Raw genomic sequence first — 24,435 nt, forward strand, 5'->3', positions numbered from 1 at the left:
TTCAGGCCTTTAGGAAATACTCATCAATCACCGCCGCTGCCTTTTTCTCTCCGTCCTGGACCGAGTGCCGTACGATTCGGCCGACGCAGTGTATCGTAACGTCGGTCTCCGAGCCCATGACTTCGGAAGGCATTGTGATGGTGAACTCTATCTTGCTGTCAATGGCCGGCAACTGGTCAGCGACAAAAAGCAGGCCGTTGGCGGAGATATTCTCCGTCACCGCGTCCAGCTCGCCCTGTTCCGTTTTCACATGAATCGACAATCTCATAGGAAAACGTACCGCCGTGCGAACAGGATTTTCTGCCTCGCGCCTTTGCCGCTGGGCCACAACTCCTCCCTTCCCACTTCCGAATCAAACTTCAGTCTTTCCTGCCAACTCACTGGAGTCTATCGCACCTTGGTGCAATCCCGGAGAACTTTCTTTCAAAGACCCTGACCAGCCGTCACTTACAGAACGCCCACCATTTAATCATGCGCCGGATGTCCATCCAGATAGTCCAGAATTTCCGTATATTCAGCATCTGAAATCTTAAACTCCAGCGCCGGCGCCACGCCTTCCACCTGCTTCGCGCTGCGCCCGCCCACAATCGCCGCCGTCACCGCCGGGTTATGCAGCGTCCAGGCAATCGCAATCACCCCAACAGGCACACCGTGCCGCGCCGCAATGCCCTTCAGAAACTCCGCAATACCCAGGTTCCGCGACAGGTGCGGCTCCTGATAATTCTTCGCCCGGCGACGAAAATCATCCTGCGGAAACCCTGCCACCCGCTCCTTCGTCATCGCCCCGGTCAGCAGCCCCGAATGCATCGGCGAATAATTGATCACGCCAATGCCCTGCTTCCGGCAAAACGGCAGAATCTCCGCCTCCACCGTCCGATTAATCATCGAGTACGGCGGCTGCAGCGACGTAATCGGAGCAATCTTCATCGCCCGCTCCATCTGCGCGACATTGAAGTTCGAGACCCCGATCCACCGCACCTTGCCCGCGCGCTTCAAATCCGCGAGCACTCCCCAGGCCTCCTCGATCTGCTCATCCGGCTTCGGCCAGTGAATCTGATAAAGATCGATAGCGTCCACTTGCAAACGCCGAAGGCTCTCGTCAATCTCGCGGCGAATCTGCGTCATATCATTGGCGATCTCGCGCTTCTCGTTCCACACCATCGCGCACTTGGTGAAGACATACGGCTTATGCGAAGTACCCTTAAGCGCGCGCCCCACAATCTCTTCCGAATGCCCCAGCCCATACACCGGCGCCGTATCAATCCAGTTCACGCCCAGATCGAGCGCACGATGAATCGCCGCAATCGAATCGCTATCATCCTGCGCCCCCCACGAAAACGGCGTGTCACCGCCACCAATTGCCCAGGTCCCAAGCCCAATCCGTGTCAGGCGCATATCCGAGTTGCCAAGCTGTTTCGTTTCCATGCTTCCCTTATAAAACGTGCGCAACGCAAGCGTCCATTCGCTTGGGCAAGAACTGCGTCCTTACCACCCCATCTGCCCCATCCGCCGCAGAATAATCCCGCTATACCGATTCATCGCCTGAGGCCGCCGTCTCCGCGGATCAGGCAGCACCGCAGCCAGCCTCGCCGCCTCGTCCCGATCAACACTCCGCGCCGACGTCCCGTAATACGACCGGCACGCCGCCTCCACACCATAAATCCCCGGCCCAAGCTCCACCTCGTTCAAATACAGCTCAAGAATCCGCTGCTTCCCCAGCACCAGCTCAGCCACCGGCACCAGCGAAGCCTCCGCGCCCTTGCGCAAAATCGAGCGGTTCGTCCCGAAGAACAAATTCTTCACCAGCTGCTGCGTCAGCGTAGACCCGCCCCGCAGCCGCTTGCCATCCATATCGCCTTCTGCCGCAATCTCCATCGCCTGCCAGTCAAATCCATGGTGCTGATAAAACCGCGCATCCTCCGCAGCAATCACCGCATGCTGCAAATTCGGCGAGATCCGGCTCAGCGGCACAAACGTGTAGCGTTCCCGATAAGGAACCCCATCAACCCACGCCTGCACGCGCCGTTGAACATGCACCGCAGTCGTCGGCGGATCAATCCACTTCAGCCCAACAATCGTCAACGCAGCCAGCGACCAAAGCAGTCCGAGCCCGACGACAACCCACACCACGAGAGCCCGCACAGAAAACCGCGCAGAAGGCCGTCCGGAGGGCCTCAACCATCTCTTCCACCTCGAAGTCCCCGAGCCCACACCCACTCCTTCAGCCATCTTCAAAATAATAGCCGGGCCCGAAATCATAGCCGGCCCACAACTCATTTGATCGTGGACGAAAGGTGCTTGCGGGCCATTGCAATAAAGTTCTTCACCAGCACCGATCGCGCATTCCGCCGATTCCACGCGATGCCGATATTCCATTCCCCTTCAGGAACCCTCGTCTCTGCAAATCGTATCTGCGGCACGCGCATTAGTTGTACCGCACTCGGCGCAATACTCACACCCAAACCCGCGCGCACCAGGTTCAGCGCCGTGAAAAACACATCCGTCTCCTGCACCACCGTAGGCATAAACCCCGCCGCCCTGCAGGTACGAAACACATGATCGTAGAAGCTCGCCGAATCAGCGCGACACGGAATAATAAACGGCGCATTGCGCAAACCAGCCAGGCCTTTCCTCGCATCGTAAGCCGATTGCTCACTCAACACGACCATCAGCCGCTCCTTCACAATCGGTATCGTCGCAATCTCTTCCGCCCGAATGGGCAGACGCACAAATCCCACATCAATCTTTCTCTCGCAAAGCTCCTGAGTCTGATCCGATGTAGACATATTCCGCACCGACAGATCAACGTTCGGATATCGCTTCCTGAAGCGCATCATCAGGTTCGGCAATCCACGCGCCAGCACCGCAACTCCAAACCCGACTCGCAGCGTCCCTGCCTCTCCCTTCAGCGCCAGACGCGTGACCCGCTCAGCCGATTCAGCATCTTCGATGATGTGTCGCGCATGCTGCAGCAGCACCTGTCCCGCCGCCGTCAGATGCAACCCACGCGAGCGCCGGATCAGCAGTTGCCCACCCATCCGGTCTTCCAGACGCCGAATCTGCTTGCTCAGCGCAGGCTGCGACACATGCAGCATCTCCGCCGCACGCCGAAAGTGAAGCTGTTCCGAGAGGATCAGGAACGAACGCAAATCATCGAGTTCCATGCTCATAACCAAACGTTATCAAAATGTGTTCAATGTTTCATTGGACATCGATGCCTCATCTAGGCAATCTCTTGAAAGAGAACTAACCCATGGGAGACGACATGAATCGCCGGGAATTTGTCACTCGTTCAGTAGCGGCAGCAGCAGCGTCCGCATTCGTCGAAAACGATCTCCATGCTGCTCCATCCACCACGAACCAATTTCCAGGCCTCTTGCCCGCATCGCAGATGCCCGGCGCCATCCCCGACTCCGAAATCCAGCAAGCCCGCTTCCCCGACGGATTCCTCTGGGGCGCCGCCACTGCCTCCTACCAGGTCGAAGGCGCATGGAACGAAGACGGCAAAGGCGAATCCATCTGGGACAAGTTCACCCACACGCCCGGCAAAGTCCGTGGCAGCGTCACCGGCGACGTCGCCTGCGACCAATACCATCGCTACCCGCAAGACATCGCCCTCGCCAAAAGCCTCAACCTCAAAAGCTACCGCTTCTCCATCTCCTGGCCCCGCATCCAGCCCACCGGCATCGGCGCGCCCAACATGAAAGGCATCGACCACTACAGCCGCCTCGCCGACACGCTCCTCACCGCCGACATCCGCCCCTGGTGCACCATGTACCACTGGGACCTCCCTCAGGCGCTCGAAGACCGCGGCGGCTGGCCCAACCGCGATCTCGCCAACTACTTCGCCGACTACGCCGGCATCCTCGCCAAACACCTCGGCGACCGCATCACCACCTGGGCTCCCTTCAACATGCCCTGGGCCATCGCCTTCATGGGCTACGCCGCCGGAGCATTCCCTCCCTGCCGCACCAGCTTCCCCGACTTCCTCAAAGCCGCCCACACCCTCGCGCTCGCGCAAGGCGAAGCGCACCGCGCCGTGAAAGCCGCATCGTCAAAAGCAACCATAGGCAGCGCCTATGAGATGGCTCCCGCCTATCCGAAAACCGACTCCGCCGCCGACCGCGCCGCCGCCGAGCGCTACCACGCCATGAACAACGTCTTCTTTCTCGAAGCCGCCATGAAGGGCCGCTATCCAAACGCATTCGTCGGCGAACCACCCTACGAGATCATGGGCTTCAAACCCGGCGACGAAAAGATCCTCTACGCGCCGCTCGACTGGGTAGGCTTCCACTTCTACACCCGCCGCATCGTCTCCGACGCCAGCCACACCCACACCCTCGGAGGCAGCTTCAGCGGCACCGAAATCGAGTCCGACTCCGGCGGCGCGCGCGATCCCTACACCCAAATCCGCGCCACCATGCCAACCGAAGGCCCACTCACCGAATCCGGCCTCGAACTCTGGCCGCGCGGCATCTACGACCTCGTCACTCGCATCTCGCGCGACTACAACCACCCCATCATCGAGATCACCGAGAGCGGCTGCGGCTATCTCGACGGCCCAGACGCCAAACAAAACGACCGCATACCAGACACGCGCCGCATCGAATGGTACCGCCAGGTGCTCAGCGAACTCGCCCGCGCCATCGCCGACGGCGCACACGTCCGCGCCTACCACGCCTGGTCCCTGCTCGACAATTTCCAGTGGGCCGAAGGCTACACCGAGCGCTACGGCCTCATCCACATCGACTTCCGCACTCAGGAGCGCATCATCAAAGACTCCGGCCACTGGTACAGCCGCGTAGCCGCCTCCAACCGCCTCGATGTCTAAAAACGACGTGCCGCGTTGATAGCTATTCCACAGCGCACGAAGAAATCTGCTGTTGCCGTTGCCCTTGTCGTTGCTCCTGAGATAGGCCCGGACTTCAGTCCGGGCAACACCAGCCACAAAAACAGAGGGCTTCAGCCCCTGGGATATGCCTTCTTCTCAGCTGCCTCTACCTCTCTCATCCCACACAAAAAACTCGCCATCCTCCGCGCCACAAATTCCTGTCAAGCCCCCAAACCCCAAACCCAACACCACCAAAACCCTCCAACCCCAACCAACCAAACCACTTCCACCATAAAAATTTTCCCGCCCAGTTTGGCGGTTTAGTTTTGAACCATTTGCTACACTTAAATCAACATTCAAAAAGAGCAAGGCCCGGAGAGAGGGAAACCTATCCGGGCCTTACTCTTTTGTAATGAATACTTTACTGCAAATTCCCACAGAGGCTAAATAAAATCAACAACTTACACAAGCCCGAAGCCGCAAAGTCCAAGCCTAACCCAAATAAAATGAATACTTTGCCGCAAAAGCACGGGGAGGGGGTACCTCTAGCTGAAGATATCCTTCACCTTCCCGAACAACCCGCCACGCGAGGTCGGCGTATTCTCCACCACCATCGTCTCCCCGAGCTGCCGCAGCAACTCCTTCTGCGCCTTCGACAACTTCGTCGGGGTCTTCACCCGAATCTCCACGATCAGGTCCCCCTTCCCGTGCGAGTTCAGGTGAGGCACTCCCTTCCCCCGCAGCTTGAACTCCTTCCCGCTCTCCGTCCCCTCGGGCACCTTGAGCGTGGCCGTCCCCTCCAGCGTCTCGATCTCCAGCTCCGTCCCCAGCGCCGCCTGCGGAAAGGAGATCGGCATCACGCAGTGAAGGTCATCCCCCTCCCGCTCAAAGAACTTGTGGTCCTTCACCGTCAGCACCACGTAGAGGTCGCCCGCAGGCCCGCCGAACTTTCCGCCCTCACCCTCGCCCTGGTACCGAATCCGCGTGTCCTGCTCCACACCCGCCGGCACCTTCACTAGAATCGTGTGCTCCACCTGCACCCGCGTCTCACCCCGGCACGTCTGGCACGGGTCCACGATCACCGTCCCCGTCCCGCCGCACACCGAGCACGTCCGCGCCACCGAGAAGAACCCCTGCTGGAACCTCTGCTGACCCCGCCCGCCGCACTGCGTACACGTCACCGCCGACTTGCCCTGCCGCGCGCCTGACCCCTTGCACTCCGCGCACATCTCCAGCCGCCGGATCTTGATCTCCCGCTCCACCCCGAAGACCGCCTCCTCGAACTCGATCGTCAGGTCGTACTTCAGGTCACGCCCCCGCTGCACCCGCGAAGCCCGGCGCCCGCCGCCGCCGCCGCCCACGTTGAACATCTCCCCGAAGAGATCCCCGAAGATGTCCCCCAGGTCCTGCCCCGCGAAGCCGCCCGCGAACGGGTTCCCACCACCGGCCGCACCCTGGAACGCCGCGTGCCCATACCGGTCGTACGCCGCCCGCTTGTCCGCGTCGCTCAGCACCGAGTACGCCTCACCGCACTCCTTGAACCTCTCCTCCGCGTCGGGGTTGTTCGGGTTGCGGTCCGGATGGAACTTCATCGCCAGCTTGCGGTAAGCCGTCTTGATCTCCTGGTCGCTCGCATCCCGCGAGACACTCAGCACCTCGTAGTAATCAACCTTGGTCACGTTTGCCGTCGCCATCTCTCTAGACTATCCCACCCTTACTCCGCCACCTGTGCCGGATTCACCGCAATCTTCACCAGCGCCGGCCGCAGCAGCTTCTCGCGGATTCGGTATCCGCGCCGGATCTCCTCAACCACCTGATGGTCAGGAATCTCCTTAGTTTCGATGCTACCCAAAGCCTCGTGGATTCGAGGGTCGAACTGAGCCCCCACCGCCTCAACCGGCTGCACTCCAAGGCCCTTCAGCGCGTCGTCCATCTGCTTCAGAATAAGATCGACGCCCGCCCTCAATTGTTCCGCTGTCCCGCCAGACTTGAGCGCAAGCTGGAAGTTGTCCATCACACCCAGAAATGGCTCCACCGTGCGCGAAACAGCACGGTCCTGAGCATCCAGCCGCTCCTTAGACTCCCGCTTGCGAGCGTTGTCAAACTCAGCCTGCAAGCGCGCGAGCCGATCCAGCAGCTGGTCGCGCTCACCTTTGACCAGTTCAAGCTCGGCTTGCAACACACTCATCTCGCTCGGAGGCTCGGCACCCGAAGTGGTGACAGCGTCACCCTCCTGCACAGCCTGCACGATCGTCTCATCCTGCATCTTTTCGTGTCTCCTCATAAGGTTCCTTTTCTATTGTTGCCTATTCCGCGCGATAGCGCGACCCATGGCAGACACCTATGCCTTTGATCTGTCCCTAAACTCTGCTCGAATCAACCGCCCGGATGGAGCATCCGATCAAAGAGCCGCGCCACGTAGCTGACCGCATTCATGGTGTTCTCATAATCGATTCTTTTTGATCCAATCACGCCAACAGTTCCGCGCACGGTTGGAGCAGCAATCAGCACCAAACCGGCCATCTCCGGCACGTGTTCGTCCAGATCAAAGACTACGCGCACACTCTCCTGATGCGCGTCGATGTACGCATTCAGCAATTCCACAACACGTTGCTTGGCTTCGAGTGCCGCCAGCAGTTCACGCAGCCGCTCCTGATTCTCCTGACTGCCAACAAGGTTCGCCACGCCATCGACATATACCGCTTGCTCAGTCGCGTCTGACTCCGGAACTGCCTTCGCCCAGAGCTGCTGCACAGAGTCAAGCAGTCGCTGATACTCACTCTGCTCGCGTTCCACCATGCGCGCAATCTCGGCACGAACACGCTCGACATCCCAACCGCGAAAGTTTTCGTTCAGGAAGTTAGCCGCTGTCTCCAATTCACTCAGAGCCAGGTCGCGGTCGAGCATGAGTACTCGGTCTCGCACCAGCCCGCTGCGTGTCACGACGACTGCAAGCACGCGTGCCGCTGCCAACCTCGAGAAATGCACGTGCTCAAGCGTATCTCCTCCAGCCGCAGCGGCAATCGCCACACCAACTCCGCTTGAGAGCGTCGCCAGTACATGCGACGTGCGCTCCAGCACAGCCTGTGTTCCTGCAATTCCAACAAAACTGGAGTCTATTTGTTGCCTTGACTTCACCGGTAACCGCGCCGCGTCGATTCGCGGGTAAGCCCCGCCACTCAACTGCTCCACATATATCCGAAACGCTCGCGCCGTGGGCACGCGACCAGCCGAGGTATGCGGCTGCTCAAGCAGGCCCGCCTCAGCAAGTTCAGCCATCTCATTCCGAACAGTGGCAGAGCTGAAGCCAACCCCCTCAGCCCCCTGCAACCGGGCGATTGTGCCTGAACCCACCGGCTCACCCGTCTCGATATAGCTCTCGATAATGGCCGTTAGAATGGACCGCTGCCGCGCCGTTACCCGCTCCGCATCTGCCATAGTCCCTCCATCTTTGCCACTTTTAAGTCTACTTCGTCCCGTCAGCTAATCTCGATGACGCTCTCGCTCTTCGCAGCAATTTCCTTCGCCCGCTCGGCGACCTGCTTTGCCACATCATAGAAGCCCTTGCAGAGCTTCGACTCAAGCCCGGCTAGCGCAACAGGCAATCCTTTGTCGCCGCCCTCTCGAATCTGCGGGTCCATATCGACCGCACCGAGAAATGGGATTCCAAATTGCGCTGCCGTGCGTTCGGTGCCGCCTGCTCCAAAAACATCGATGACCTCACCCGAAGGCAGCGTCATCTGGCTCATGTTCTCGACCATACCAAGCACATCCACCTTCACCTGATGGAACATCTCCAGCGCCTTGCGCGCATCCTGCAACGCCACGCTCGATCCAGTCGAGACGACAACCGACCCTGTCAGCGGCACTGTCTGTACCAGCGAGATCACCACATCGCCCGTTCCCGGAGGAAGATCGACGATGAGGAAGTCCAGCTCGCCCCACTCTACCTGCTGCAAAAACTGGCGAATGATCTGGTGCAGCATCGGCCCGCGCATCACCATCGGCTTGTCGCCCGGTGAGATCAACCCGACCGAGATGAACTTCACACCATGCGCAACGATTGGCTCGATTCGGTTCTCGTTCACGACATTCGGCTGACGCGTAACGCCCATCATCGTCGGCACGTTCGGGCCGTAGATGTCCGCATCGAGCAGACCTACCTTGTAGCCAAGTTTGCTCAGCGCGATCGCAATATTCACTGCGACTGTCGTTTTGCCCACGCCGCCTTTGCCGCTTCCCACAGCCACTACGTACGCTACTCCAGGCAGAGGCTGCGGCCCCTGCGGTGCTCCATGTCCCATGTGTCCCATCAGAATTCTCCTGTCTCAAACAATCCAAAAATTATGCGCGGCCCCGCATCTTTACACGTGCCATCCGTTCGGCATCGCAGCACGCATCTCTTTCTTGCGTGCCGTTTCACCTGAGCGCATCTCCCGCCGTCGTCCTGCGTCTTCATATCGCCGCTTCTGATGCTCGGTCTCCGGCACCACCTGCGGCACCTCCATCCGGTGCCCATCCTTATCGATCGCGACAAAGGTAAGGTAAGCCGATGAAACATGCCGCAGCCGCTGCCCCCGCACGTCTTCGACCATCACGCGGACACCGACTTCCATCGAAGTCCTGAACGCGCGGTTCACGCTGGCCTTCAGGATCAGCAACTCTCCAACCCGCACCGGCGACACAAAATCCAGATGGTCCATCGAAGCCGTCACGGTATACGTCCGAGCATGACGCGAAGCAGCCATCGCCGCTACCAGGTCGATATACTGCATCAGCCGTCCGCCAAACAAACTTCCCAAGGCATTCGAGTCAGCCGGCAGCACAATCTCGCTCCGCTCCGACTGAGACTCAGCAACAGTGCGCTTAATCATCAAATCGCTCATTCTTACCAGTCTAAATCGCCGCAATTACCCTTGCCCAACTTGCCAACCGCAACACGAACACAGCAACATCGAAGACATGGACAGAATCGCGCTTCTCACGCAGGTACTTGAGCAGAACCCAACCGACGCCTTCGCCCGCTACGGACTTGCCATGGCGCATGCCTCCGAGGGCCGCACCGACCAGGCGCTCGTCGAGTTCGACACGCTCATCCAGCACAATCCGGATTACGTTCCCGCCTATCAGATGTCCGCGCAGACACTGGCAAAACTCAACCGCACCGACGAAGCCATTGCACGGCTCGAAGCCGGCATCTCCGCCGCCAAGCGCACGCACAACTCCCATGCGGCCAGCGAAATGCAGGCGCTGCTCGACGATCTCAGCATCTGAGCCGAACCCTTACACGTTCGCCAAACATCTATACTTAGACATGGCGAACGCACTTCCTGCAACACTCAGCGCACTCCGCAAAAGCGAATTCACCCCGGCCCGTCTGGCCCGCAGCGTCAAAGACGAGTTGCGCGAGAACCTCATCGCCAGACTGCGCGCCGTAGCACGGGACAAGTCGCCACTCTTTCCCGGCATTGTCGGGTACGAAGACACGGTTGTGCCGCAGATTGTGAATGCTGTGCTCTCTCGCCACAACTTCATCCTGCTGGGCTTACGCGGACAGGCAAAATCTCGCATTCTGCGCGCACTAACCACTTTGCTCGACCCGCAGACTCCCTATGTCGCGGGCTCAGAAATCCGCGACAACCCTTACGCCCCCATCAGCAAGTTCAGCCGCGACCTGATAGCGAAGATGGGCGACGACACGCCGATCGCGTGGCTTACGCCCGACGACCGCTACGTTGAAAAGCTCGCCACACCCGACGTCACTGTAGCCGACCTCGTCGGCGACATCGACCCCATCAAAGCCGCACGCTCCAACCAGGACCTCGGCAGCGAGCTGACCATGCACTACGGCCTGCTGCCCCGCGCTAACCGCGGCATCTTCGCCATCAACGAAATTCCCGACCTCGCAGCGAAGATTCAGGTCGCGCTCTTCAATATCATGCAGGAGGGCGATGTGCAGATTAAGGGCTATCCCGTCCGCCTGCCGCTGGATGTTGCACTGGTTTTCTCCGCCAATCCCGAGGACTACACCGCGCGCGGCAAGATCGTCACGCCGCTCAAGGATCGCATTGGTAGCGAGATTCGCACTCACTATCCGGAAGACATCGAAGAAGGCATCGCCATCACCGCGCAAGAAGCGTGGACTGCGCGGAATCACGCAAGTCTCGAAATCCCGCACTACATCCGCCAGATCATCGAACAGATCGCCTTCCATGCGCGCGAAGACAAAAAGGTCGATAAGCGTAGCGGCGTCTCGCAACGGCTTCCCATCAGCACGATGGAGCTGGTTGTCTCGAACGCCGAGCGGCGCGCTCTGCTGCATGGAGAGTCGCTCGTCGTGCCGCGTGTAGGCGATATCTATTCCGCGTTGCCGGGCATCACTGGAAAGATCGAGTTGGAGTACGAAGGCGAGATGCGCGGCGCAGATACTGTCATCCGCGAGATCATCCGCTCCTCGATTGCAACAGTCTTCGACCAGCACTTCGGTGACGCAAACACACAACAGATCGAGCAGTGGTTCAACCTGGGCGGCACGGTGCAACTCAACGACTCACAACCCGCCGCAAGTTCGCTCACCGAATTGCAGCAGATACAAGGGCTCTTCGAAAAACTCACTCCACTGAAGATCACGAGCAAGTCCTCTCCCGAGACGACCGTCAGCGCAGCCGAGTTTCTGCTGGAAGGCATGTATGCGCACAAGCGCATCAGCCGGGCAGAAGAGCGCGTCTTCTCCGCTGTTGAAAAGAAGCAGCGGGTTCAGGACGCCGCCAACTATGCAGAGCGCATGAGAGAGCGCGAGCAGGAAGAGCTCACCGCCCGCAACCGGACACGCCGCGGCTTCAACTAAATCCATCTGTATAGATACACCTATTCGAATTAATTATATAAATGTAATACTTTATTCGTTTGCCTTATCCTCCGAAATAGAGGAGACAGCAGATGATGAACCGCACCAGAGAAGTCTTTGACCGGACCGCATCCACATACGACCATGATCGCTCGCTACTCATTCCCGGCTGCGATACTTTCTACCGCTGGGCCATCGACCTTATTCCCTCGCAAACGAAGAACATTCTCGACCTTGGCGCCGGTTCCGGATTGCTGACAGTTCTTGTTCGCAATCGCTTCCCTGAAGCACACATTCATCTCATTGACTTCTCCGCGCCTATGCTAGCGCTCGCCGGAGACCGACTAGGCAACGATCCGAATATCACCTACCAGCGTGCAAATTATGCCAAAGAGCCATTGTCCGACGGCCTCTGCGCAGTTGTCACCTCTCTCTCTGTGCATCACCTTGATGACCACGACAAACGCACCGTCTTCAAAAAAGCTTACTCCGCGCTGAAGCCAGGTGGCGTCTTCATCAACGCCGAGCAGGTGGCCGGACCGACGCCTACACTCGACGCACGTTATCGCTCCCTCTGGCTCAGGCAGGTGCGCGCCGCCGGCGCCACTGACCAACAGATCGAAGCATCGCTTTATCGCCAGCAGGAAGACCGCTGTTCACCTGTCAAAGATCAGCTCGAATGGATGAGCGAGGCAGGCTTTGCTGACGCTGACTGCTGGTACAAAGACAATCGCTTCGCTGTAATGGCAGGCACGCGCGCGTAGCCGCTAGTGGATGGTCTTCATGCGACGGGACATAAAGTCCATCAGCAAGTAGTTGCCTAGTGTCTGCGGTGTGGTGAAGTACGCCTTGCCGCGGCACATGGCGCTTACCTGCTGGACAAACTGCACCAGCGAATACTCCTGTGCAAGCATAAAGGTGTTGATCATGATGCCGGAGCGTTTGCACCGCGACACCTCTTCGAGCGTCTCCGAAATGACCAGCGGATCAAGGCCGAAGGCATTCTTGTAGATGCGTCCATCGGCGAGCGTCAGCGCCGATGGCTTGCCGTCAGTAATCATCACAATCTGCTTCATGTCCTTGTTCTGCCGCGCGAGAATCCTCTGGGCCAGACGCAGTCCCTCGCGTGTATTGGTGTAGTGAGGGCCAACACGTACACGAGAAAGCTGTGACACCGGGACTTCTTCAGCGGAGTCATGAAACAGCACCAGGTTAAGTGTGTCACCCGGAAATTGAGTGCGAATCAGATGCGACAGCGCCATGGCCACACGTTTGGCGGGAGTAAAACGATCTTCGCCATAGAGAATCATCGAATGCGAGCAGTCAAGCAACACCACCGTCGCACATGACGACTGGTAGTCAGACTGGTGCACATACAGGTCCGAGTAACCAATGCTGAGCGGCACCCGCTCTTCGCCTTCTACAGCGCTCTGGATGCCCTCACGCGCAAAGACGCTCGAAAGCGTTGCCGTGATGTCGAGGTTGAGCGTGTCGCCGAACTCATAAAGCTTCGTCGAACCATTGATCTCGACTCCGGCAGCCTCGTGCCTCGTGTCGTGCCTCCCAAAGTTCGACTTTCCAAGCGGCCCCAGTAGATCACGCAGCGCCTTATAACCCAGAAAATCCATCGCCTTATCCGTCACTTCAAAACGCGCATTCTCCGCATTGCCCGCCATGCCCTGCCCGGTCTGTGGCTGCTCAGCATTGATGAAGTTCTGCTCCTGCATCTTCGCGACGATGCGATCGATCAGTTCCTCAACCTGCTCTTCCGAAAGCTCATCGAACTTCTCCTGCGCCTCCTCGTCAAAGAGTTCGCCAGACTCAAGCGCCTGACGAACGGCATCGCGCAAGTTCTCCAGCGTCTGCTCATTGAACTCACTGAACTGCGAGTAGGGATCATTGAAACCAGAATCGAGCAAGAAATCAGACAGTGCATCGATAAGATCTTCGAGACCGAAGCTTGAGGAGAGGTCGCCGGTGAATTTCGTATATCGGACGCGCTTCATACAGACTGCCTGTTCTTCATCTTAGTTTAGATGTGGCGAACGTTCTGAAGGTTCGACAACCTCAGCGCTGGTTCGCAACCCAGGATTGCAATTCCGCTGGCGACTGCACGCGCCCCTGCAGCATAGCGTCAAACATCGCTCGGGTACGGACTGCGGCAAATGGCGTATCGATGCGAGCACTGCCGTGTTCATTCGGTAGCTTTACGAGGTACGCAGGGCGGCTGTCAAACTTGCCGCCATGGCTGGCTGCCTGGTCCTCCGCCAACCACCCATCTGAATTAGCCCAGATCAACTTCGTCCGCCATGAGTGATCTCCCATGACAACAACTGTGGACGAATCCCACTCGCCCCGTTCTGCAAGCAAGGTCCGAACATGCCCCAGATATCGATCAGCCAAAGCAAGATTGTCGATGTAGGACGTATGATGCAACGCAATCTGCCCGCTCTTCCGATCGTAAAACCCGAATGGATGTGGCACAGGCATATGAAGCAGAATGAAGTTCGCCGAAGGGTCATTGAGCAGATCATCGCCAGCCGCGAGCAGATCGCGGTAATCGCCAGAGTGCATCCGAATGTCGATTTGCTCCGCAGAGAGCACTGCTGGGCCAATGCCGAAGAAATGCCTGACTCTTTTCCATAAGAGTCGCAGAGGAAGAACGGTGTTCAATGCGGCATTGCCTTGCGGTGAAAGACGTGCCGGAGTGTCCTCGTGATACATCCAGTAGCAATGATCGAGCACCGATGGGAGGATGCGACAGTATGGGTTGTACCATCCGACGAGGCCAGTAGAGTAACCAGCATTGAGAGCGTCCCGAAAAACCGTATCTTGCGGGCTGAATCTCACCCATTGATGTGTTGCCGCATTATGCAGCGCAGAGAGCATACCCGCGCCGGACACGCTGATTCCATTGACTGGCGTTCCCGTCAGCAGTGAAGGCAGGACCTGCCTGGTATACTCGCCCGCTGGGGTGACTTGAGTAAACATCGTTGATTCAGCTTCAAGTTGGTCAAACGCAGGCAACTGCAATCCTGGAAAACGCTGCTCATAAACCTGCTGATAGGAGAGTTCGTCCAGGACGATCCAGATGATGTGCGGCTTGACCACTGCCGTAGCAGTATTTTCCTGATGCAGTCGGGGGGCAGGGTTCAGGTCGCGCGCCTGCCAACCGAACCATACAAGCTGGCACAGAATGAGCACACCACAGAGCGCAAAGAAGCCCAGCACCGTTGCAGCCAGTGGCTGCACTTTCTCAAATGCTCTGCGCATCCGTCCAGACAGCACGATCGCCAGAAATGTAGCCAGCGATGCCAGCGCGATCAAAGCGCTCACCCATCGGGGTACGCTCGAGCCAAAGAACCCCATAAAGGTCTTGACCAGAATCCAAGGCAGAGCAAGCAATGTCGCGCTCCAGATAGCAACCATCAGCCGTTCCGAGCGCTCAGCAAGGGCAAAGAGGCCGATAAATACCACCCAAAGGGCCAGTAAATTAATAATGACGGGGATGAAGATGACCGAGGCCGACCCCGTCAGGTGATATACGAGGTCGTGCGCACTTGAAATAAGTGGGCCGGTCAGAGCCAGCAAATAAAGATTTGCCAGACCAAAAGACACCGCAGCCCGGTGAATAAACGGCTTCACCACTGGCCCTGTTTCTGCTTGAGAGAACGTTGTGTCATGCGCGAATGATGCCTTGACCGGAGAAAATCGACTTTATGTCACGCGGTCCAGGCAAGTGCATCATATCGGAAAAGTTGCCGCTATTGGGAGTCGGCAGCGGTCGACTCGACTTTAGGAGTCTTACCGAAGAGTGCCTTCAGGCGACGGCGGAAGTAGAACAGTGTCCCGGATACAACTGCACTGATGCCTTGGAAGACCAGCAGCCCGGAGCCGGGATCGATATAGGCATATGCTTTGCGCTCGAACGTGAAGCTCAAAGCGATCAACAGTAGGCCGGTAACAGTCAAATACTTCAGTCGATTGGCCATCTCATTTTCCTCTAGTTGCCGTGGCGATGCAGTAGCGCATGCGCCATGCTGATGAAGACGTGAACTTCATATAAAAGTTTCGCGAATCGATCCAATTCTGAAAATCACCCGTTGGCTCGCTCCTACAACGAGGGATGTAGCCGTACCGGAGGAGACCGTGCCAGCGCAGCCTAATGGTGTAGATTCAGCCCGAACTTCGGATCGGACTGCGTCCCGCTAATTCTGATGGGAACAACAGCGCCCGCCCCATTCTTCGCAAAAAACGGGTCCACCGGTTTCAGAAGCCACGACTTCCACCGAGTCGCAACCATCTGCGAGATCTTTGCGTCAGTCCTAACCTTCCCACTGAAGTCAAACTGTCGCCCATCGAGGGAGTACAGCCCCGTCAACTCCACCGTCGCTCCTGGCAAAGCATAATTCAGCTTGCTGAATCGGACCTTCCCATCAGCCATCACGAACTCTCCCACCATCTTCGAATGCACATCTGGAGCGCCAGGTTTAGCCTCCTTGGGATGTCCGCTCGTTCGCAGACTCAACATATCGACCTTGTCCTCCATCACAGGGTCCGTAAAGTGGATACCGCTCAGCGCAAACTGGCCCTGTAATTTCATCTTCTTAGAGACGCTCTCCTCGCCTGGATCAATATGCAAGTGAGCCTTCATTTGCAGCATTCCGGTCATCATCGCCTGCCTCGCTGCGACACCCAATGACAGAAAGTCCTGCACCGCGCCATGTGGCACATCAGCATCAAGATCGATAATGTGCCCCTTGCCTTTGACGTTGACCACTGTCCCATTGCAGGTAAAGTCGGAGGTTCCTAGCTGCGCCTCAACTGGATCGAGGTAGGTGTCTCCACTGGTTCCATCTACGATCGCATGAAACCGGGTATGTAGCGGCATGGGATACTTCGCCGTGTCGAGTGAGAAGTCTGGCGTGTCGGTCGTGCCATCAACCTCAATACGGTCGAGCCGCCCCTTGAAGTCGCCAACAGAGGAGAGCACCCCGCCGATACCCTTAATTGTGTCCAGGTCCGCATGCTCAAACGTGTAGTGGCCGGTCACCGCAGAATCACCAGGGCTCTCATTCGTCCAAGGTCCAAACGTACCCGTCGCGTGAATGTTGCCCGCAGGAATAGAGTTGACGAGCGCCGCATCGTACAACCAAGGCTCATTGGGGCCAACGTCGCGCATCACAATATGCTTCAGATCAAACTCTTTCGGTTCTTTATCTGGCTTATCCGTCTCCAAAACAAGTTGAGAATCATCAAACACAATCTGCTGGACGACGATCCTGATCTTGCCCATCGGCGCCTTGCGTTTTCCCTGCGCACGAGCGCTCCTGGGAGGAATATCGATCTTCATGTGGCTCACATGAACCGTCCCCACATGCATCGGGCTGGCAAACAATCCGGGTAGGTTCACATGAAATGAGAAGCGTCCCAATGTAATCAAAGGACGCATTCCAGTCTCGTCCCCCCCCGCGGAAGGAAATATCCGCAAGCCTTTGCCAGACACAGCAAGTCCATCGGCAATCGACACATGAAAGTTATCCAACTCAACCCTGCTATCAAAGGAAGTGCTCAGGGTTTCGAGAACACGCTGCTTTAGAACAGGCTCCGCACGGTGTACCGCAATTTCGATGACTACTCCGATTGCAACCGCAGTCGCTACGGCGAAGACGAGCACTCTTTTTGAAAGCCATGTTGGCCTTACATTGCTCCTGGCACCGCGACTGAAATCCTCGCCGATCAAGACCACCTCAGGCAGTTTTGATGCGGAATCACATCAAGGAGTTCCCGTCAGCGCCGCTCACGCCATAGCCTGTAGAGTCCCCACGCAGCAACTGTGCAATTATCGACGATGCTTCCATCCAATACCATCGCCTCGAACTCGTCGACACTCACCCTCCGCACAACCAGGTCATGTTCCTCGGGATCGCGGTCGTGTTCGCCCATCGTCAACCCTTCTGCAAGATAGACATAGTGCCTCTGATTCATAACGCCATACGCAATTTGTAGCGTCGAGAGCAGCGTCATACGCTCCGCGGTCAGGCCAGTCTCTTCGCGCAACTCACCGCGAGCTAATTCTTCGGGCAGCACCTCAGCCTGCTCCCAGCCACCCTGCGGAAACTCCATAAACGTCCCACCAACCGTATAACGGAACTGCTGCACCAGGTAAACAAACTCATCCTGAGGTGTCTGCTCCAGCGGAATAATAATCGACGCAGGATCCTTGTCGACAACACCATAGATGCCGCGCTGTCCATTCGCACGTTCGATCACATCCTCCCGGACACGCGTCCAGGGGTTGCGGTAAACTTCGCGGCTACTGATCGTCTTGATCGACATCGAAATTAGACCCCTGGACTCCAAAGCCTACCGGTCGGCGACCGAAACATCCAAGTGCGAGGGATACTTCGCCGACCCATAGATCGAGACAGTCTGCCCTGCATACGCGCTCGCCGGCGCAGCCATGATGTTCGGCACAAATGTCTGCGGATTGCGATCATAGAGCGGAAACCAGCTCGATTGCACCTCGACCATGATGCGGTGCCCTTTGAGAAACGTGTGATCTACACCATGCAGACTCCACTTGTACTCTTCAACTTTTCCCGGCGTAATCGGCTCCGGCTTCTCGAAGCTCTCGCGGTAGCGCCCGCGAAAGATCTCATCGACAATCATCAACTGATAGCCGCCCATCGGCGCAGGCGCATCGTCCGGATACACATCGATCAGCTTCACCACCCAGTCCGCATCGCTTCCCGTAGTCGAGGCAAATAAATCCGCCATCACATCCCCTGTGACCGTCACATCGTGGTCCAGCACCGGAGTCTCAAAGTTCCTGAGGTCCTTGCGCCCGCTCACAAACCGCTGGTCCTCCGCCAGCCATGTCCGCCACTTCGAACCTTTCCCATACGTCGCCTGAATCGGCCGATGCCGATAAGGAATCGGGTCGAACGGGATAGCGCTATAGTTCACCGCAACCTTCCCGCCCACCCCTTGAGCACCAGGCGCAACTTCGCCCAATCCGCCATCCGCAGTCATATACAGCTTCACCGCATGAAATCCAACCTTCGGCGGCCACGCATCGTACCGCTCCCACTGGTTCACTCCCGTGCGGAAGCTGGCAACATCCTTCAAGTCAAATCCCGGGCGGTCCTTCAGATACTTCTCAAAGAATGGAGTCTCAATGCTCCTCCTGTACTCATCGCCCACCGGCGCGCCGAAGTCCAGCACTCCCAGATGGCGCGTCGTCGATACCCAGCCGCCATGGTTCCATGGCCCTAGCACCATAAAGACTTCATGTTTCGAATCGTGCGGCTTGAGTGCCGCATATTCCGCCTGCGTGCCCCACATATCTTCCTGGTCCCACCAGCCCCCAACTTCAAGCGTAGGCACCTCCACTTTCGTCAGGTGCCACTCCACGGCCATATCGCGCCAAAACTTCGTGTACGAAGGCTGCTCCAGAAACATCTTCGCGGTAGGCAGATTCTCCATTCCCGCCGCCTTGGCTGCACCAGCAAAGTCCACGTTGCGTAGGAAAAAGTTATACGTGTCCTCTTTCGACTGCACTACAGCATCGGTCTTCTGCGCCTCGAGCTCCTGCACATAATCGAAGCCATAGGTCTCGCGAAAGGCCCCATTGTGGAAGAAATCGTCACCCATCCAAACATCAGTCATCGGAGCCTGCGGCGAGATCGCCTTTACCGCGGGATGCGCATCAATGCCTGCCATCATGGCCAGAAATCCAGGATACGAAATCCCCAGCACCCCCACTCTGCCGTTGTTATTCGGAACATTCTTCAGCAACCAGTCGATTGTGTCGCGCGTGTCGGTCGTCTCGTCTACATCATTCTTCGTCTTGTGGGCGACAATAGGCCGGTTCATCACGAACTTGCCTTCCGACTCATAGCGCCCGCGAATATCTCCGAACACAAAAATGTATCCGCTCTGCGCCAGCTCCGGCTTCATCGCGTTCACCACATCAGACGTGTAACCATCCACGCCATAAGGCGTGCGCGTCATCAGAAAGGGCACCGGTGGCCCTGACGTTTCAGACCCCTCTGGCCGCAGGATCACCACATGCAGCCGCACCCCATCGCGTACCGGAATCATCGCCTCAGTGCGCATATACGGACGGAAGTGGTTCAGTCGCGCCGTGTCGCCGTTCACCCGGTCAAACCGCTCTTCATGGCTCAGCGATCCTGGCCAGTCACCGCCAGTACCCTGCGTAAAGCTCTCGACGTCGCCATCGGCGTTGCGCTTGAAGACAAAACTCACCGCATCCACTACCGTCGCAAAGTGGTCCTTCGATGACTCAACCAGTTGTTCGCGCGGCGTTCGTGGCCCTTCCTCATAGAGATCGCCACCCTCGTGATAGACCACCACCAGCACATCCGGCTCGACCGCGTTCCGATACAGTCCAGCAACATCAGCCGGAGAGGCAGTCCCGGTCTGGCGCGCACCCGCAACCGCCAACAAAGTCTGCGGACCCACTAATAGGCCAACAGACACCGCACAGACAAAACACACAACTCTGTTCTTCAAGCACAAATTCATCGGTCCCCCTCATGCAGACCGGCTGCCGCCCGGTACTCAGACGGCAGCCGCACAAGACCGCGATTCTAGCCTGCAGACGGAGGAGTCGGCGAAGATTGAAATTCAATCCGCTTATGCGCGCCATCGCAAAAGGGCTTGTTCTCGCTCGCGCCGCAACGGCACAGCGAAATTCCAGGCTTTCCAGTCAGGTCCCACACCCTGCCCTCGGCGTCCTGCAATACAACCGGGCCTTCCACTCGCAGAGGCCCATTCGGGCGCACAGTAATCTTTACAGCTTCTTCTGACATGCCAACTCACTTTCCTCGTCAAAGTTCCCAAAAGGATGTCGTCAGCATAACAAACGGGAGACACGGTGTTCCCGGGGACAATCAGGCGAAGTCCAACTCGACCTCATCCACATAGCACCAGCCCCAGTCTTCACCCGGCTCAACCGAACGCATGATCGGGTGCTTCGTCGTGTGAAAGTGTTGCGTTGCGTGCTTGTGTCGAGAAGAGTCGCAGCAGCCCACATGACCACAGATCATGCACATCCGCAGATGCACCCATGTGCTGCCCATCTTCAGGCACTCTTCGCAACCATCAGCCGACGGCTTCACCTTCTGTATCTGATTCACATGCGCACACGGCATCGCATCCACCTCACGAGCGATTCTAAGCTACGCGGCCAATCCGGTGCTGCCAACCGTCAGTGCAAATGCCGTTACGCCTTCCTGGCGAAGCTGTCGAGGTCTCCAAGATCGTCAGTAATGCCATACTCCTTCAGCTTGCGATAGAGCGTCGTCTTGCCAATACCCAGCAGCTTTGCCGCCATCAGCTTGTCACCATTCAACTGGCGGATCGTGCCCAGAATTGCGTGCTTTTCCATCTCTGCGATGGAGACAATGCCCTTCTTGCCACGCACCATCTCCGCAGTCTCATCTTGTTCCGGCTCGACGTACCTCGTCTGCGTCTGATGCATCCGAAAGTCCTGCAACTGTGTCGGCAGATCACCCATGTGCAACACCGGCCCGGATGAGAGCGCGCATGCACGCTCAATCGCATTCTCTAACTCGCGCACATTGCCCGGCCAGTCGTACTCAGCCATCACTCTCAACGCTTCATCAGAGAACGTGTGGGAAGTCCCGTTTTCGCGATCAATGCGCTCAAGAAAGTGCACCGCCAGCGGTGCGATGTCTCCTCTACGATCGCGCAGTGGCGGAATCCGCAAATTCACCACATTCAGACGAAAGAAGAGGTCCTTACGAAACTTACCGTGTTCGACCATTGCCGCCAAATCGCGATTAGTCGCAGCTAGCACACGCGCTGAAATCGGCTTCGACTGTGTGGCACCCACCGGACGCACTTCCTTTTCCTGCAACGCACGCAGAAGCTTTGCCTGCAAATCGAGTGGCAGCTCCCCAATCTCATCCAGAAACACCGTCCCGCCCTCAGCCGAGGCCAGAAGTCCCTCCTTCGCGCGATCTGCTCCGGTAAACGCTCCCTTCACATGACCGAAGAGCTCACTTTCAATCAGTGTCGGAACCAGCGCACCACAATCCACTGGCACAAATGGTTTCGTCGCATTCGGGCCATTCTCATGAATCGACCGCGCCACAAGCTCCTTGCCCGTCCCGCTCTCGCCGAGAATCAGTACCGGATGACTGGAAAAGGCCACCTTCGACATGATGCGGTAGAGCTTCTCCATCTCCGGCGATTGACCAATCAAGCCCCCCATCCCTTTTTGAGTGCGCAACCGTTCGCGCAACTTGCGGCTCTCAACGTCGACATGATGCTGCTGGCTCGCCCGCTCCAGCACTGTCGTCAACTCTTCCAAGGCAAACGGCTTGGTCAAATAATCTCCCGCACCAATCCGCATTGCCTCCACAGCCGACGACACCGACGCAAACGCAGTCATAACCACCACGCTCGTCTCCGGGTGCAGCGTCTTCACCTGCTCAAGCAACGCCAATCCGCCTCCGCCAGGCAACTTCAAGTCCAGCAGAATCAGATCAATCTTCTGATACTTCAAAATACTTCGCGCCGACGTCGCACTGTCGGCCCCCACCACAGCAAAGCCCATCCCTGCCGTAATCGCGCAACACGCCTTCCGCACTGCGGCATCGTCATCGACTACCAGCACATGCAGCAGCTCGCGCTCGCTCGTACCAGCCACCGCGCCCGCATCTGGCGACGGAATGTCCAGAGGCGAGACACCCACCAACACACCCGAAGGGGCCTTCGCCGTCGCAATCAAATCCGCAGCCGCGCCATGCGTCCCAACGTCGCTTGTCTTTCCTGCTCCTGTCCCGGTCCCAGCTAGCATGCCTTCTTCCTCATACCTTTCCCGATCGTCGTTGCTGCCTGTCCGTCAAAGCCTTCCGCCACATACCACTCGGCCGAGATGCTCGTCCCGACATTCAGCTCGCTCTCGATATTGAGGCATCCACCCGAGATCGCCACCAACTCCCGCACGACGCGGAATCCCAGCCCACGTCCGCCCGCTGGAGCAATGCCCGTGCCCTCTGTCAGCGCTCGCACCGTTCCTGGAGTCATTCCACATCCCCGATCGCGCACAGTCAGGACCACACGCTGACCTGTGCCTTCCACAATCACGGCAACCGATCCCACACCCGGAGTAGCTTCAGCAGCGTTCTTCACCAGGTTGGTCAGAATTCGCTCCACCGACTCGACCGGAACATTCACGGGCCGAAATGCACCCGAACCGTAACTCACCTCAATGTCGCGTCTGGCAATCCGGCTCAAGAGGCCCCGGCACCGTTCCACCGCATCCGGCAGCACCGTCCCTTCAGCCCACAAAGACTGCTCCGCCTCTGTATGAAGCACCAGCCGCCCCACCATCACACGGCTTCGCTCGCTCAAAAGACGAAGATCCGCCGCATACGCACGGTATTCCTCTCGAAGAACACCCGGCAGTGCCAGCAGGTCCGAGTAAAGGCGCAACGCCCCCAACAGATTGCCTACATCGTGCACCAGCCCCGCACTCTCGGCCACCCCACTCGCATAGGCTACGTCTTTCGCAGCCTTCGAGCGCTGTTCTACCAGACCCATCGTCTCCGTTACATGACGAAGGGCCGCAAATTGACCAGAACGGTCCCCTGACTTCCAGGCTGTACTGCTCTGCATTGCCTGCATTCATCCGACTCACGATCTTCTGCTGTTACTTACCAAGGGCAGATAAAACTTATGTAATCAATTTAAGTGCCAAACTGGAACTCTCTCGCTAAGTTCTCTCTTACAAAGACAAACCAAAGACTACTCCAAAATCACTTTTACATCCCCCTTTCCCAATATGAAACTATCCTGCACCCGGAACCGAGCAAAATCCCAGCAAAAATGCGAATCAAATTATTTCCCATTGCGGAACCAGTCCCATTTTGGAACACGCACCTTTTCCACGCGTAACCTCTCCGCATCACCCATCCGTCACCATCGAGCATACGTCCTGCCAACTATAATCTCCCAATGTCCGAAGCTCTCTTCCGCCCCGACCACCGCGCCGCCGACCAGCTCCGTCCCGTCCGCCTGACCCCCGGCTTCGTCGCCACCGCCGAAGGTTCCGTGCTGATCGAATCCGGCAACACGCGCGTCCTGTGCAACGCAACTGTCGAACAGGGAGTTCCCGGTTGGCTACGCAACTCTGGCCGAGGCTGGGTCACGGCCGAGTACGGAATGCTTCCCCGCGCCACCCTCACTCGCACCCCACGCGAGAGCGAGCGCGGCAAGATCGGCGGTCGCACTCACGAGATTCAGCGCCTTATCGGCCGCAGCCTGCGCTCCGTCGTCGACATGAAGGCCCTCGGCGAGCGCACCATCATCCTCGACTGCGACGTCCTCCAGGCCGACGGAGGTACCCGCACCGCCGCCATCACCGGAGCTGCAGTCGCCCTGGCGATGGCGCTCGACAAGCTCGTCGCCGCCGGCACGCTCAAGACCTCGCCGCTCCGTCAGATGGTCGCCGCTACGTCAGTCGGCATCGTCGATGGCAACCTGCTGCTCGACCTCTGCTACGAAGAAGACTCCCGTGCCACGGTTGATATGAACGTCGTCATGCTGGCCGACGGAGGGCTGGTCGAAACCCAGGCCACGGCAGAAAAAGACTCCTACAGCCGCAAGCAGCTCAGCGAGATGCTCGATTACGCCGAAAAAGGCATTCGCGAACTCCTCGCCGCGCAACGAGTCCTACTCGACAAAGCCAGCTAAACAAACA

At 57.9% G+C, this 24,435-nt stretch carries 24 protein-coding genes; 5 read left to right on the top strand and 19 right to left on the bottom strand.

Annotated features, from left to right (window positions below; genetic code table 11):
- Position 1 precedes the first annotated feature (1 nt).
- From IEX36_RS14980 to IEX36_RS14995, 4 genes are all read right to left on the bottom strand, one after another.
- Entirely contained in the window at positions 2–328 is a 327-nt protein-coding gene (locus tag IEX36_RS14980) for a PilZ domain-containing protein (RefSeq protein WP_229669048.1), read from the bottom strand.
- A gap of 137 nt (positions 329–465) precedes the next feature.
- A complete protein-coding gene (locus IEX36_RS14985; RefSeq protein WP_188760393.1) occupies positions 466–1,425 on the bottom strand; it encodes an aldo/keto reductase in 960 nt (319 codons plus the stop codon).
- 60 nt (positions 1,426–1,485) lie between these two features.
- Positions 1,486–2,178 carry a monofunctional biosynthetic peptidoglycan transglycosylase gene (mtgA, locus tag IEX36_RS14990; protein WP_229669049.1) on the bottom strand — a complete coding sequence of 231 codons (693 nt, stop codon included), beginning with the start codon at positions 2,176–2,178 and terminating at the stop codon, positions 1,486–1,488.
- Between the two features lie 95 nt (positions 2,179–2,273).
- On the bottom strand, positions 2,274–3,170 hold the full coding sequence (locus IEX36_RS14995; protein ID WP_188760395.1) for a LysR family transcriptional regulator: 897 nt from the start codon (positions 3,168–3,170) through the stop codon (positions 2,274–2,276).
- Between the two features lie 95 nt (positions 3,171–3,265).
- Between IEX36_RS14995 and IEX36_RS15000 the strand changes: the two genes are divergently transcribed.
- On the top strand, positions 3,266–4,831 hold the full coding sequence (locus IEX36_RS15000) for a GH1 family beta-glucosidase (protein ID WP_188760396.1): 1,566 nt from the start codon (positions 3,266–3,268) through the stop codon (positions 4,829–4,831).
- A gap of 545 nt (positions 4,832–5,376) precedes the next feature.
- Here the strand turns inward: IEX36_RS15000 and dnaJ are convergent.
- The 5 genes from dnaJ to IEX36_RS15025 form a co-directional block, all read right to left on the bottom strand.
- Positions 5,377–6,525, bottom strand: a complete 1,149-nt coding sequence (gene dnaJ / locus IEX36_RS15005) for a molecular chaperone DnaJ (RefSeq protein WP_188760397.1) — start codon at positions 6,523–6,525, stop codon at positions 5,377–5,379.
- A gap of 20 nt (positions 6,526–6,545) precedes the next feature.
- Positions 6,546–7,115: a nucleotide exchange factor GrpE gene (locus IEX36_RS15010; RefSeq protein WP_188760398.1), complete on the bottom strand. Its 570-nt coding sequence runs from the start codon at positions 7,113–7,115 to the stop codon at positions 6,546–6,548.
- A 92-nt stretch (positions 7,116–7,207) separates the two neighbouring features.
- Complete coding sequence (gene hrcA, locus IEX36_RS15015; RefSeq protein WP_188760399.1) at positions 7,208–8,269, bottom strand: heat-inducible transcriptional repressor HrcA; 1,062 nt, start codon at positions 8,267–8,269, stop codon at positions 7,208–7,210.
- A 41-nt stretch (positions 8,270–8,310) separates the two neighbouring features.
- Positions 8,311–9,144: an Mrp/NBP35 family ATP-binding protein gene (locus IEX36_RS15020; RefSeq protein ID WP_188760400.1), complete on the bottom strand. Its 834-nt coding sequence runs from the start codon at positions 9,142–9,144 to the stop codon at positions 8,311–8,313.
- A 51-nt stretch (positions 9,145–9,195) separates the two neighbouring features.
- Positions 9,196–9,705 carry an acyl-CoA thioesterase gene (locus IEX36_RS15025; protein WP_229669050.1) on the bottom strand — a complete coding sequence of 170 codons (510 nt, stop codon included), beginning with the start codon at positions 9,703–9,705 and terminating at the stop codon, positions 9,196–9,198.
- 88 nt (positions 9,706–9,793) lie between these two features.
- Between IEX36_RS15025 and IEX36_RS15030 the strand changes: the two genes are divergently transcribed.
- The 3 genes from IEX36_RS15030 to IEX36_RS15040 all read left to right on the top strand — a co-directional run bounded on the left by IEX36_RS15030 (position 9,794) and on the right by IEX36_RS15040 (position 12,442).
- Complete coding sequence (locus IEX36_RS15030) at positions 9,794–10,105, top strand: tetratricopeptide repeat protein (RefSeq protein WP_188760402.1); 312 nt, start codon at positions 9,794–9,796, stop codon at positions 10,103–10,105.
- A 40-nt stretch (positions 10,106–10,145) separates the two neighbouring features.
- Positions 10,146–11,678 (top strand): sigma 54-interacting transcriptional regulator, encoded by a 1,533-nt coding sequence (locus IEX36_RS15035; RefSeq protein WP_188760403.1) that lies wholly within the window; start codon positions 10,146–10,148, stop codon positions 11,676–11,678.
- Positions 11,679–11,773: 95 nt separating this feature from the next.
- On the top strand, positions 11,774–12,442 hold the full coding sequence (locus IEX36_RS15040; protein WP_229669051.1) for a class I SAM-dependent methyltransferase: 669 nt from the start codon (positions 11,774–11,776) through the stop codon (positions 12,440–12,442).
- A gap of 3 nt (positions 12,443–12,445) precedes the next feature.
- Here the strand turns inward: IEX36_RS15040 and IEX36_RS15045 are convergent, their stop codons facing one another.
- From IEX36_RS15045 to IEX36_RS15090, 10 genes are all read right to left on the bottom strand, one after another.
- A complete protein-coding gene (locus IEX36_RS15045) occupies positions 12,446–13,684 on the bottom strand; it encodes a vWA domain-containing protein (RefSeq protein ID WP_188760405.1) in 1,239 nt (412 codons plus the stop codon).
- A gap of 61 nt (positions 13,685–13,745) precedes the next feature.
- Positions 13,746–15,326 (bottom strand): sulfatase-like hydrolase/transferase, encoded by a 1,581-nt coding sequence (locus IEX36_RS15050; RefSeq protein ID WP_188760406.1) that lies wholly within the window; start codon positions 15,324–15,326, stop codon positions 13,746–13,748.
- Positions 15,327–15,442: 116 nt separating this feature from the next.
- Positions 15,443–15,670 carry a hypothetical protein gene (locus IEX36_RS15055; RefSeq protein WP_188760407.1) on the bottom strand — a complete coding sequence of 76 codons (228 nt, stop codon included), beginning with the start codon at positions 15,668–15,670 and terminating at the stop codon, positions 15,443–15,445.
- 170 nt (positions 15,671–15,840) lie between these two features.
- A complete protein-coding gene (locus IEX36_RS15060; RefSeq protein WP_229669052.1) occupies positions 15,841–17,130 on the bottom strand; it encodes an AsmA family protein in 1,290 nt (429 codons plus the stop codon).
- A gap of 338 nt (positions 17,131–17,468) precedes the next feature.
- Positions 17,469–18,017 (bottom strand): NUDIX domain-containing protein, encoded by a 549-nt coding sequence (locus tag IEX36_RS15065; RefSeq protein ID WP_188760409.1) that lies wholly within the window; start codon positions 18,015–18,017, stop codon positions 17,469–17,471.
- A gap of 27 nt (positions 18,018–18,044) precedes the next feature.
- Positions 18,045–20,216 (bottom strand): CocE/NonD family hydrolase, encoded by a 2,172-nt coding sequence (locus IEX36_RS15070; RefSeq protein WP_229669053.1) that lies wholly within the window; start codon positions 20,214–20,216, stop codon positions 18,045–18,047.
- Between the two features lie 77 nt (positions 20,217–20,293).
- Complete coding sequence (locus IEX36_RS15075) at positions 20,294–20,515, bottom strand: CDGSH iron-sulfur domain-containing protein (RefSeq protein WP_188760411.1); 222 nt, start codon at positions 20,513–20,515, stop codon at positions 20,294–20,296.
- Positions 20,516–20,596: 81 nt separating this feature from the next.
- Complete coding sequence (locus tag IEX36_RS15080) at positions 20,597–20,857, bottom strand: UBP-type zinc finger domain-containing protein (RefSeq protein WP_188760412.1); 261 nt, start codon at positions 20,855–20,857, stop codon at positions 20,597–20,599.
- 71 nt (positions 20,858–20,928) lie between these two features.
- Positions 20,929–22,530, bottom strand: a complete 1,602-nt coding sequence (locus IEX36_RS15085; protein WP_188760413.1) for a sigma-54-dependent transcriptional regulator — start codon at positions 22,528–22,530, stop codon at positions 20,929–20,931.
- The gene (locus tag IEX36_RS15090) at positions 22,524–23,276 is read right to left on the bottom strand and encodes a sensor histidine kinase (RefSeq protein ID WP_188760414.1); all 753 of its coding nucleotides are present in this window, start codon (positions 23,274–23,276) and stop codon (positions 22,524–22,526) included. Before IEX36_RS15090 ends, IEX36_RS15085 begins: the two co-directional genes overlap by 7 nt.
- A gap of 414 nt (positions 23,277–23,690) precedes the next feature.
- Here IEX36_RS15090 and rph point away from each other — a divergent pair, with 414 nt between their 5' ends.
- Entirely contained in the window at positions 23,691–24,428 is a 738-nt protein-coding gene (gene rph, locus IEX36_RS15095; RefSeq protein ID WP_188760415.1) for a ribonuclease PH, read from the top strand.
- The last annotated feature ends 7 nt before the right edge of the window (positions 24,429–24,435 follow it).

Source organism: Edaphobacter acidisoli (genome assembly GCF_014642855.1).
Taxonomy (GTDB): domain Bacteria; phylum Acidobacteriota; class Terriglobia; order Terriglobales; family Acidobacteriaceae; genus Edaphobacter; species Edaphobacter acidisoli.

Coding starts and splice junctions, on each gene's coding strand:
- IEX36_RS14985 (WP_188760393.1), bottom strand. CDS start 1,425: ATGGAAACGAAACAGCTTGGCAACTCGGATATGCGCCTGACACGGATT.
- IEX36_RS14995 (WP_188760395.1), bottom strand. CDS start 3,170: ATGAGCATGGAACTCGATGATTTGCGTTCGTTCCTGATCCTCTCGGAA.
- IEX36_RS15000 (WP_188760396.1), top strand. CDS start 3,266: ATGAATCGCCGGGAATTTGTCACTCGTTCAGTAGCGGCAGCAGCAGCG.
- dnaJ (WP_188760397.1), bottom strand. CDS start 6,525: ATGGCGACGGCAAACGTGACCAAGGTTGATTACTACGAGGTGCTGAGT.
- IEX36_RS15010 (WP_188760398.1), bottom strand. CDS start 7,115: ATGAGGAGACACGAAAAGATGCAGGATGAGACGATCGTGCAGGCTGTG.
- hrcA (WP_188760399.1), bottom strand. CDS start 8,269: ATGGCAGATGCGGAGCGGGTAACGGCGCGGCAGCGGTCCATTCTAACG.
- IEX36_RS15020 (WP_188760400.1), bottom strand. CDS start 9,144: ATGGGACACATGGGACATGGAGCACCGCAGGGGCCGCAGCCTCTGCCT.
- IEX36_RS15025 (WP_229669050.1), bottom strand. CDS start 9,705: ATGATTAAGCGCACTGTTGCTGAGTCTCAGTCGGAGCGGAGCGAGATT.
- IEX36_RS15030 (WP_188760402.1), top strand. CDS start 9,794: ATGGACAGAATCGCGCTTCTCACGCAGGTACTTGAGCAGAACCCAACC.
- IEX36_RS15035 (WP_188760403.1), top strand. CDS start 10,146: ATGGCGAACGCACTTCCTGCAACACTCAGCGCACTCCGCAAAAGCGAA.
- IEX36_RS15040 (WP_229669051.1), top strand. CDS start 11,774: ATGAACCGCACCAGAGAAGTCTTTGACCGGACCGCATCCACATACGAC.
- IEX36_RS15045 (WP_188760405.1), bottom strand. CDS start 13,684: ATGAAGCGCGTCCGATATACGAAATTCACCGGCGACCTCTCCTCAAGC.
- IEX36_RS15055 (WP_188760407.1), bottom strand. CDS start 15,670: ATGGCCAATCGACTGAAGTATTTGACTGTTACCGGCCTACTGTTGATC.
- IEX36_RS15060 (WP_229669052.1), bottom strand. CDS start 17,130: ATGCGTCCTTTGATTACATTGGGACGCTTCTCATTTCATGTGAACCTA.
- IEX36_RS15065 (WP_188760409.1), bottom strand. CDS start 18,017: ATGTCGATCAAGACGATCAGTAGCCGCGAAGTTTACCGCAACCCCTGG.
- IEX36_RS15075 (WP_188760411.1), bottom strand. CDS start 20,515: ATGTCAGAAGAAGCTGTAAAGATTACTGTGCGCCCGAATGGGCCTCTG.
- IEX36_RS15080 (WP_188760412.1), bottom strand. CDS start 20,857: ATGCCGTGTGCGCATGTGAATCAGATACAGAAGGTGAAGCCGTCGGCT.
- IEX36_RS15085 (WP_188760413.1), bottom strand. CDS start 22,530: ATGCTAGCTGGGACCGGGACAGGAGCAGGAAAGACAAGCGACGTTGGG.
- IEX36_RS15090 (WP_188760414.1), bottom strand. CDS start 23,276: ATGGGTCTGGTAGAACAGCGCTCGAAGGCTGCGAAAGACGTAGCCTAT.
- rph (WP_188760415.1), top strand. CDS start 23,691: ATGTCCGAAGCTCTCTTCCGCCCCGACCACCGCGCCGCCGACCAGCTC.